This is a genomic window from uncultured Caballeronia sp., assembly GCF_964243625.1.
Lineage (GTDB): Bacteria > Pseudomonadota > Gammaproteobacteria > Burkholderiales > Burkholderiaceae > Caballeronia.
The window spans coordinates 1-7,910 of the sequence record NZ_CAXTGZ010000274.1; the positions used below are offsets into that span (position 1 = coordinate 1).

Here is a 7,910-nt window from a genome sequence, read left to right on the forward strand (position 1 = left end):
CACCAGGCCACCTGAATCACCCCAGGCAGCGAACTGGTTGTTGCGCCCGGCATTGATCTGCATCTGGTTTTGATAGAAACGATGTACGAGGTCACGCGTGATGACGCCGTTGGGCAACGGCTGGCCTTCGGTATCGACGAGATGAAAGGGTCCGTTGGCAATACCGTCGAACTGCTTTTCCGAGATCATGTAGCGTTTGCCGTCCACTTCCTGCGCCTGCGGCACGAGACCACCCCAGATTTTGGGCAGCACCGGCATAGGCGTGCGTCCGTCGCGGTCGAGCTGCACATAGCGAGACGCGGGCACGGCTTCGAGCGGATATTGCACGCCCGGATAATTGCCCCACAGATTGCTGAAACTGCGATTCTCGGCGTAAATCACCACGATATGCCGGACTTTTGCCTGCAGCGTGCGGTCGAGCGCGAGATCGGCAGCGGTCCTGGGCGTGCCCGTGCGGGAATCGAGGAGATCGCAGGCGCTCAGCGACAATCCGCCCAGGCCGGCGAGGCCCATGCCAGCGACCAGCAGGCGGCGGCGAAATGGATCCTGGGGCAGGTCGGAAGTGGGTTGCTCGTCACGCGGATCGTCAGTCTGGCTCATGCACAGGCTCCTTCTTGGTTCTCGACAGGGCGCACCTTCGCGGTGCCCCGGCTCGGTCGTGCGAAAGAATAGTGTCGAATTTTCAGAGTCAAAGCAACGCAGGCGCGCTGCTCCTCACATTTCGTCTCCTGAATCGTGCACGTATCCGCCGATCTCCGACAGTCGGCCAAATGGCATAGGACGTGAAAACGAGATCGCGACAGCGAAAATGATCTCGTTCATAGCTCATATGCCATTCGGCCGACTGGAAAGCGTCACGTCTCGCGACTACTATCGATCGAACTACCCGGTTTTCAGCTGAACACGAGCTTCATGCCGACCAGGACGAGCGTCGCGGCCAGGACGTTACGCAGCAAGACTTCGGGCGCTCGGGCAGACAGCAGGCTGCCAATGACGATGCCCGGCAGGGAGCCAACCAGCAGGGAAACCAGCAGCGACCAGTCAACCGAGCCGAGCAGCCAGTGACCCGTGCCGGCAATCAGCGTGAGCGGCACCGCGTGCGCAATGTCCGAGCCCACGATTCGCGCCGTGGCGAGGCGAGGGTAAAGCAGCAAAAGCACCGTGACGCCGATCGCGCCGGCGCCCACGGAGGTGATCGACACCAGCACGCCGAGGACGGCGCCCGTCAGTACCGTCCAGCCGATGGTGCGCTTTTCGCGGCCCGCTGCGCCCGAGTCACCGCCGCGAGCTTCGCGGGCCATGCCGGTCTTGTAGGCAAAGCGTGCGAGTTGCGGGCGGAACACGAGCGACAGGGCGGTGATCAGGAGCGCGTAACCCAGTACTCGCTGGATGACCCGCGCGGCTGCGGGCGTGTTCAGGCCGTACCGGTGGAGCAGGAACAGCGTGATGGCAGCAGCGGGAATACTTCCTGCCGCAAGCCGTCCCGTGATGCGCCAGTCCACGGAACCTTTCAATCCATGGACCAGCGTGCCGGCGGACTTGGTCGCGGCTGCATAAAGCAAGTCGGTGCCGACCGCCGTGGCAGGATGAATGCCGAACAGCAGCACGAGCAGCGGGGTCATCAGCGATCCGCCGCCAACGCCGGTAAGTCCGACCAGAAAGCCGACGGCGAGGCCAGAAGCCGAATAAAGTAGATCGATATGTGGGAAAGACATGCAGCTTGGAGAACCGGTTGGGTGAGCGTCGGTCGAAAAACGGTCGATGATAGCGGGTCCGCCGCGTGCACGCCTCCGGTCCCGGCAAATTGATTCGCAGGCTCCGGCCGTACAATCCGCCAACGGTGGCCGATATGGCCGGGCAAGCCGAGTGTCCAGGCAACTCTTTTTCAGGAAGGTGTAATGGAAACGAAGGAACAACAGCAGGCAAATCAGTCGCTTGACGACCAGAAGGCCGCTGCCGCTGGCCGTAGCCCCGCGCATGACGACCTTCCCGATCCGGTGCGCAGCACGGTCGGTGTGCGCGAAGTTGCTCCCACGACGCCCCTCGCGGTGACTGACGGCGCATTTATCGCAACAGAACACTCGAATTATGCGAATGAGCGTCAGTTCGTGCTCAAGGCAGGCAATACGTTCGTCGTGAACGACGCCAATGGAGACATCCGCGGCAACGACGACGGGCTCTTCGTCAACGATACCCGCGTGCTGTCGCAGCTTCGCCTGACCTTCGGCGGCCGCGCGCCGTCGTTGCTGTCGGGGAGCGTATCCAGCGACAACGCCGTTTTTACCGCGCACATGACCAACCGGCCGCTGCCCCCCATCGGTGGTGCGACCACGCCGGAAGGGGTGCTTCACATCGAGCGCCGGCGCGTGCTGTCGCGGCACGTGCTGCACGAAGCCATTGTATTGACCAATTACGGCACGGAACCAGCGACGGTGCCGCTGTCCATCGACTTTGCGGCCGACTTTCACGACATGTTCGAGGTCCGCGGTTCCACGCGTCCCAAACGCGGGGAAATGCGCGAGCCGTGCATCGAAGACGGAGAAGTGGTGCTTCGCTACACGGGTCTCGACGAAGTCGAGCGGACCGCGCGCATCCAGTTCTCGCCCGCGCCGCATTCGCTGACAGTCAGCCGGGCCGATTACGCGTTGCGAATCCAGCCGGAAACGGCCATGTCAATTTACCTGTCGGTAACGGCGCTCACGCATGCGTTGAGCGATGCGAGCGCGGAAAGCAAGAAGATCGCCGAGGAAGGTGCGGAATGCGCGCCGGAATCGGGGCGCCCGGCGATCCGCGAGGCACTGGTCGATGCTCACAGGCGCATGCGCGACAGACGCCGCTCGGTCGCGCGGGTGCGTTCGAGCAATCCGCTCTTCAGCGAGTGGATCGACCGGTCGCTGGCCGACCTGGGATTGCTTACCACCGACCTCGAAACGGGACCGTATCCGTATGCGGGGATTCCATGGTTCTCGACCGCGTTCGGTCGTGACGCAATCATCACGTCGCTGCAGATGTTGTGGCTGGATCCGTCGCTTGCGCGCGGCGTGCTGCGCTTTCTCGCAGCCAACCAGGCGCGTGAGGACTCGGCTTTTCGCGATGCCGAAATCGGCAAGATCATGCACGAGACCCGCAACAGCGAAATGGCTGCGACCGGCGAGGTGCCATTTGCAATGTATTACGGCGGCGTGGACAGCACGCCGCTCTTCGTTGCGTTGGCCGGGGCTTATGCGGAGCGAACGGGCGATACGGCGCTTATCGACGAATTGTGGCCTTCGCTGAAACTGGCGGCAAAGTGGATCGCAGGTCATTGCGACAAGAACGAATACGGCTTGCTGAGCTACCAGCGCGCGACGGAACACGGGCTCGCCAACCAGGGTTGGAAGGACAGTCACGACTCGGTGTTTCACGCAGACGGCAGCTTCCCGATCGGCCCGATTTCGCTCATCGAAGTGCAGGGCTATGCATCGACGGCATTTGCAACCATGGCCCGTTTCGCGCGGCAACGCGGCATGCCGGATGACGCGGCGTCCTTCGACAAACGCGCACAGCACATTCGTGAGCGCGTGGAGACGATGTTCTGGATGCCTGAGTCGGAGTTCTACGGCATTGCGCTCGACGGCAAGGGCGAGCTGTGCAAGGTGTTGTCGTCGAACGCGGGGCACTTGCTGGCGTTTGACCTGGTCGAGCGCAGCCGGGGCGAGGCCGTAGCGCGGCAACTGGAATCGACCTTGTTCCACACGGGCTGGGGCGTTCGTACGCTTGCTGCCGGCCAGCCGCGATTCAACCCCATGTCGTATCACAACGGTTCAGTCTGGCCGCACGACACCGCCATGTGCGCTCGCGGACTTGCTCGATACGGCGACCGCGGCGGCGCAGTACGCCTGCTGCAGGCGCTGTTCGAATCCGCCGTCACCTTCGACATGCGCCTGCCGGAGCTGTTCTGCGGTTTCACGCGGCAACGCGGCGAGCGTCCTATCGGCTATCCGGTTGCGTGCCTGCCGCAAGCATGGGCGGCAGGTTCGCCGTTCATGATCCTCGAAGCGTGCCTGGGAATCGCCATCGATGCCGAGCGAGGCGAAGTGCGTATCGACCGGCCGCAACTGCCGGATGGTATCGACTGGCTCGAGATCGGCGAGTTGCGTGTCGGCGAAAAGACCGTATCGATCACCTTCCGGCGTGTGGGCGGGCAGATCGTGCCGTCGGTGGAAGGCGATGTTCGCGTGGTCGCCGTTCTCTAAATCGCCAAAGTACAGCGCTTAAACCGCGACGCTGCCGACGTAGTTTTCGGCCAGCGCCGTGGCGGCGGCGCGCGATGTCGTCACATGTTCCAGCTCGGCCACTTGCAGGCGCTGCTCGAACGGCGAGGTGTCGTCGAGCTTGTGCAGCATCCGGGTCATCCACCACGAGAAATGCTCCGCGCGCCAGATGCGTTTCAACGCGGTTTCCGTGTAACGATCCAGTTGCTCGCTCGTGCCTTCTTCGTAGAAGGCACGCAACGCGGCGGTCAGCACGCGGACATCGGAAACCGCGAGATTCATGCCTTTTGCGCCCGTCGGCGGGACGATGTGCGCAGCGTCTCCGGCCAGGAAGAGCTTGCCGGATTGCATCGGCGTGGAGACGAAGCTGCGCATGCCGACAATATTCTTCTGGAAGATCCTGCCCTCCGTAATTTGCCAGCCGTCATGCGTATCCACACGGGCGTGAAGTTCTGCCCAAATGCGGTCGTCCGACCAGGCATCGGCTGAATCCTTGGGATCGCACTGGAAATACATGCGCTGCACGCTCGGCGAACGCGTGCTGATCAGCGCAAAGCCACGGTCGTGACGCGCGTAAATCAGTTCGTTCGACGAGGGCGGCGCTTCCACCAGGATTCCGAACCAGCCGAACGGATAGATGCGCTGGTAATCGTGCCGCTGCGCTTGTGGCATCGAGCCACGCGCAACGCCCTGAGACCCGTCGCAACCCACGATGAAGTCACACTCGAGCTCGTGTGCATCGCCTTCGTGTGAGTATTTGATGCGAGGCCGGCTTGTGCCTGCCGCTGATTCAAAATCATGCAACGACACACCCGATACCCCGAATTTCAACGCGCCGTCCGCTGCCACGCGTGCGCCGACCAGGTCCTTGATCACTTCGTGCTGGGCATAGACGGTGATTGAATGCCCGGTGAGTTCGGTCAGCGCAATGCGGCGGCGCTGCCCTTCGAACGCGAGTTCAAAGCCGTGATGCACCGCGCCTTCGGCTCGCATTCGCGCGCCGAGTCCGGCTTCGTTGAGCAGGTCCATCGTGCCTTGTTCGAGTACGCCGGCGCGAATGGTGGATTCAATGTCACTGCGGTTGCGCGCTTCGAGGACGACCGATTCGATACCGCGCAGATGCAGCAAGTGAGAAAGCAGCAGGCCGGCAGGACCCGCGCCGACGATTCCGACTTGTGTACGCATGATTGTCTCCGTTATGCGTTGTTTTGATTGTGGAGAGAGTCTGCGGATGTGCACCATATCGCGCAACGCGATAGCGCAGATAGACAATATTCCGATAGTCGATAAAGGTCATGGGCTTAGCTGGGTCCGGTGCTTGCTGAGATTGAACATCTTTCAACCCTATCTGGAGCAACGCAAATGGCCCTGATCTCGTACCCGAAACCGCCGTTCCCCGAACAACCGCAAAACCAGCAGCCTGGTCACACACAGCCGATGGACCCGCAGCCCGATCACGGTGAAAAGAGCTACAAGGGCGCGGGCAAACTCGCGGGCAAGATTGCGTTGATTACCGGTGCCGACAGTGGCATTGGCCGGGCGGTGGCGATTGCGTTTGCGCGCGAAGGCGCAGACATTGCAATCTCCTACCTCGACGAAGACGAGGACGCGAAAGAGACCGCGCGATGGGTCGAGGAAGCCGGGCGCAAGTCGCTGCTGCTACCCGGCGACATCACTGATTACGCGCATTGCCGCGCGCTCGTGGCGAAAACGGTCGAGACCTTCGGGCGTGTCGATGTCCTCGTGAACAACGCCGCCTACCAGATGACCTACGATAGCCTGGAGGAGATCAGCGACGAAGAATGGGACAAGACGTTCTCGACGAACATCGGCGCGATGTTCCGGATCACCAAGGCTGCCGTGCCGCATATGCAGCCCGGTAGTTCGATCGTGAACACGACATCGGTGAACGCGGACGCTCCGAATCCCGGCCTGATCGCGTACGCGACGACCAAGGGTGCGATCCAGAACTTCACGGGCGGCCTTGCGCAGTTGCTGGCCGAGAAAGGCATTCGTGCGAACGGCGTGGCGCCAGGGCCGATCTGGACGCCGCTGATTCCATCGACGATGGACCCCGAAAAGGTCAAGAACTTCGGCTCGCAAGTGCCGATGAAGCGCCCTGGCCAACCAGCCGAACTGGCGGCGGCGTATGTGCTGCTGGCATCGGATGAAGGGAGCTATATTTCCGGTGCGACGATCGCCGTGACGGGCGGCAAGCCGATTATTTGAGGTGCGTCTTCAAAGCTCGAGGCGTGCATGCGACACTGCGCGTTCGCACATTCCTCGAGCCGGACGCCCATGTCATTCACGATCCGTCGTCTTACCTCCGCCGATGCCGCCGCGTACCGAGAACTCAGGCTGGAAGGCCTCGAGCGACATCCTAATGGCTTCGGTTCGGCGTACGAAGACGAGAAGGACAAACCGCTTTCGTGGTTCGGGCAACGGCTGACGGATGCAGCCGTGTTCGGCGGGTTTTTACAACGTGACGATGCGAACACGGAGAGTCTGGACGGTACCGCCGGCCTGATCGTGCCGCATGGGGCGAAGGTCAGGCACAAGGGCACGCTCTATGGCATGTACGTGCGCCCGGTGGCGCGCGGAACGGGTCTCGCCGCGGCCGTGGTTCAGGCCGTGCTGGACCATGCTCGCAGCGTGGTCGAGGAGATTCAGTTGACCGTTTCGCCTGACAACGAGGCGGCGTTGCGGCTTTATCGGAAGGCGGGATTCGTGGAATACGCGCGTGAACCGCGCGCATTGAAAGTCGACGGCAAGTATCACGACTCGGTGCTCATGACCTTGCCGTTCGACCCTTCCCGGAAGGATTAACCGTTCGATTCCTTCAACTGGTTCAACCGGTACTCGCCCGTACGTGCCAGCATCCAGCCCGGATATTCGCTTGCGAGTTGGCTGACTTCATCGAGCGCGGCGAGTTCGTCGTCATTCAGCTTGACATTGGTCGCGGCGATGTTGTCATCGAGTTGCTCGATCCGCTTCGCTCCCACGATCACCGTGGTCACCACTTTCTGGTGCAGCAGCCACGCGAGCGCAATTTGCGCGATCGTCACGCCCTTGGCTTCGGCCATTTTCGCCATGGCGTCGATGCAATCGTGCGCACGCTCCATGTTCACCGGCGGGAACTGGAAGTTCGTGCGGCGCCCTTGCTCGCTGGAACTGCCGTCGCGCTTGTATTTGCCGCTCAGCAGGCCGCCCGCAAGCGGACTCCAGACCATCAGCCCGACGTTTTCGCTCTTCAGCATAGGCACGATTTCTCGCTCGAGGTCGCGCCCGGCGATCGTGTAATAAGCCTGCAGGGATTCGAAGCGTGCAAGCCCGAGCCGCTCCGAAATCCCCAGCGCCTTCGCAATCTGCCAGGCCGCCCAGTTGGATACGCCGACATACCGCACGTGACCATGCTGCACGAGCGTGTCGAGCGCGCGCAGCGCTTCTTCCATGGGCGTGGCGGGATCGAAACCATGCAACTGGTACAAATCGATATGATCCAGTTGCAGGCGCTTCAGGCTTGCCTTCACGCCATCGATGATATGAAAGCGCGACGCGCCGCGCGAATTGACGCCCTTCGTGCCGGTTTCGCCGTGGATCTTGGTCGCGACCACGACGTTCTCGCGTGGCACTTTCAGATTTTTCAGCGCCTGACCC

At 62.0% G+C, this 7,910-nt stretch carries 7 protein-coding genes; 3 read left to right on the forward strand and 4 right to left on the reverse strand.

Annotated elements, in window-relative coordinates:
• Both ACFFAR_RS18575 and ACFFAR_RS18580 read right to left on the reverse strand, forming a co-directional pair.
• A partial coding sequence (locus ACFFAR_RS18575; RefSeq protein WP_375508244.1) for an alkaline phosphatase family protein occupies nucleotides 1-600 on the reverse strand: 600 nt, incomplete at its 3' end.
• A 293-nt stretch (nucleotides 601-893) separates the two neighbouring features.
• The gene (locus ACFFAR_RS18580; protein WP_174364610.1) at nucleotides 894-1,715 is read right to left on the reverse strand and encodes a TSUP family transporter; all 822 of its coding nucleotides are present in this window, start codon (nucleotides 1,713-1,715) and stop codon (nucleotides 894-896) included.
• Between the two features lie 183 nt (nucleotides 1,716-1,898).
• Here ACFFAR_RS18580 and ACFFAR_RS18585 point away from each other — a divergent pair, with 183 nt between their 5' ends.
• Nucleotides 1,899-4,235, forward strand: coding sequence for an amylo-alpha-1,6-glucosidase (locus ACFFAR_RS18585; protein ID WP_174364611.1), 2,337 nt, complete (start codon nucleotides 1,899-1,901; stop codon nucleotides 4,233-4,235).
• An 18-nt stretch (nucleotides 4,236-4,253) separates the two neighbouring features.
• Here the strand turns inward: ACFFAR_RS18585 and ACFFAR_RS18590 are convergent, their stop codons facing one another.
• Nucleotides 4,254-5,438: a 4-hydroxybenzoate 3-monooxygenase gene (locus tag ACFFAR_RS18590; protein WP_375508245.1), complete on the reverse strand. Its 1,185-nt coding sequence runs from the start codon at nucleotides 5,436-5,438 to the stop codon at nucleotides 4,254-4,256.
• A gap of 177 nt (nucleotides 5,439-5,615) precedes the next feature.
• On the opposite strand from ACFFAR_RS18590, the gene ACFFAR_RS18595 reads away from it, so the two are divergent.
• Complete coding sequence (locus ACFFAR_RS18595; RefSeq protein WP_375508246.1) at nucleotides 5,616-6,482, forward strand: glucose 1-dehydrogenase; 867 nt, start codon at nucleotides 5,616-5,618, stop codon at nucleotides 6,480-6,482.
• 69 nt (nucleotides 6,483-6,551) lie between these two features.
• Nucleotides 6,552-7,079, forward strand: coding sequence for a GNAT family N-acetyltransferase (locus ACFFAR_RS18600; RefSeq protein ID WP_174365536.1), 528 nt, complete (start codon nucleotides 6,552-6,554; stop codon nucleotides 7,077-7,079).
• Here the strand turns inward: ACFFAR_RS18600 and ACFFAR_RS18605 are convergent.
• The coding region (locus ACFFAR_RS18605) for an aldo/keto reductase (RefSeq protein ID WP_375508247.1) at nucleotides 7,076-7,910 on the reverse strand (835 nt) is incomplete at its 5' end. The two genes, ACFFAR_RS18600 and ACFFAR_RS18605, sit on opposite strands and share 4 nt — an antisense overlap.

What these genes read in the sequence shown, in the direction of transcription:
- ACFFAR_RS18590 (WP_375508245.1), bottom strand. Translation starts at nt 5,438, where the DNA reads ATGCGTACACAAGTCGGAATCGTCGGCGCGGGTCCTGCCGGCCTGCTG.
- ACFFAR_RS18580 (WP_174364610.1), bottom strand. Translation starts at nt 1,715, where the DNA reads ATGTCTTTCCCACATATCGATCTACTTTATTCGGCTTCTGGCCTCGCC.
- ACFFAR_RS18595 (WP_375508246.1), top strand. Translation starts at nt 5,616, where the DNA reads ATGGCCCTGATCTCGTACCCGAAACCGCCGTTCCCCGAACAACCGCAA.
- ACFFAR_RS18585 (WP_174364611.1), top strand. Translation starts at nt 1,899, where the DNA reads ATGGAAACGAAGGAACAACAGCAGGCAAATCAGTCGCTTGACGACCAG.
- ACFFAR_RS18600 (WP_174365536.1), top strand. Translation starts at nt 6,552, where the DNA reads ATGTCATTCACGATCCGTCGTCTTACCTCCGCCGATGCCGCCGCGTAC.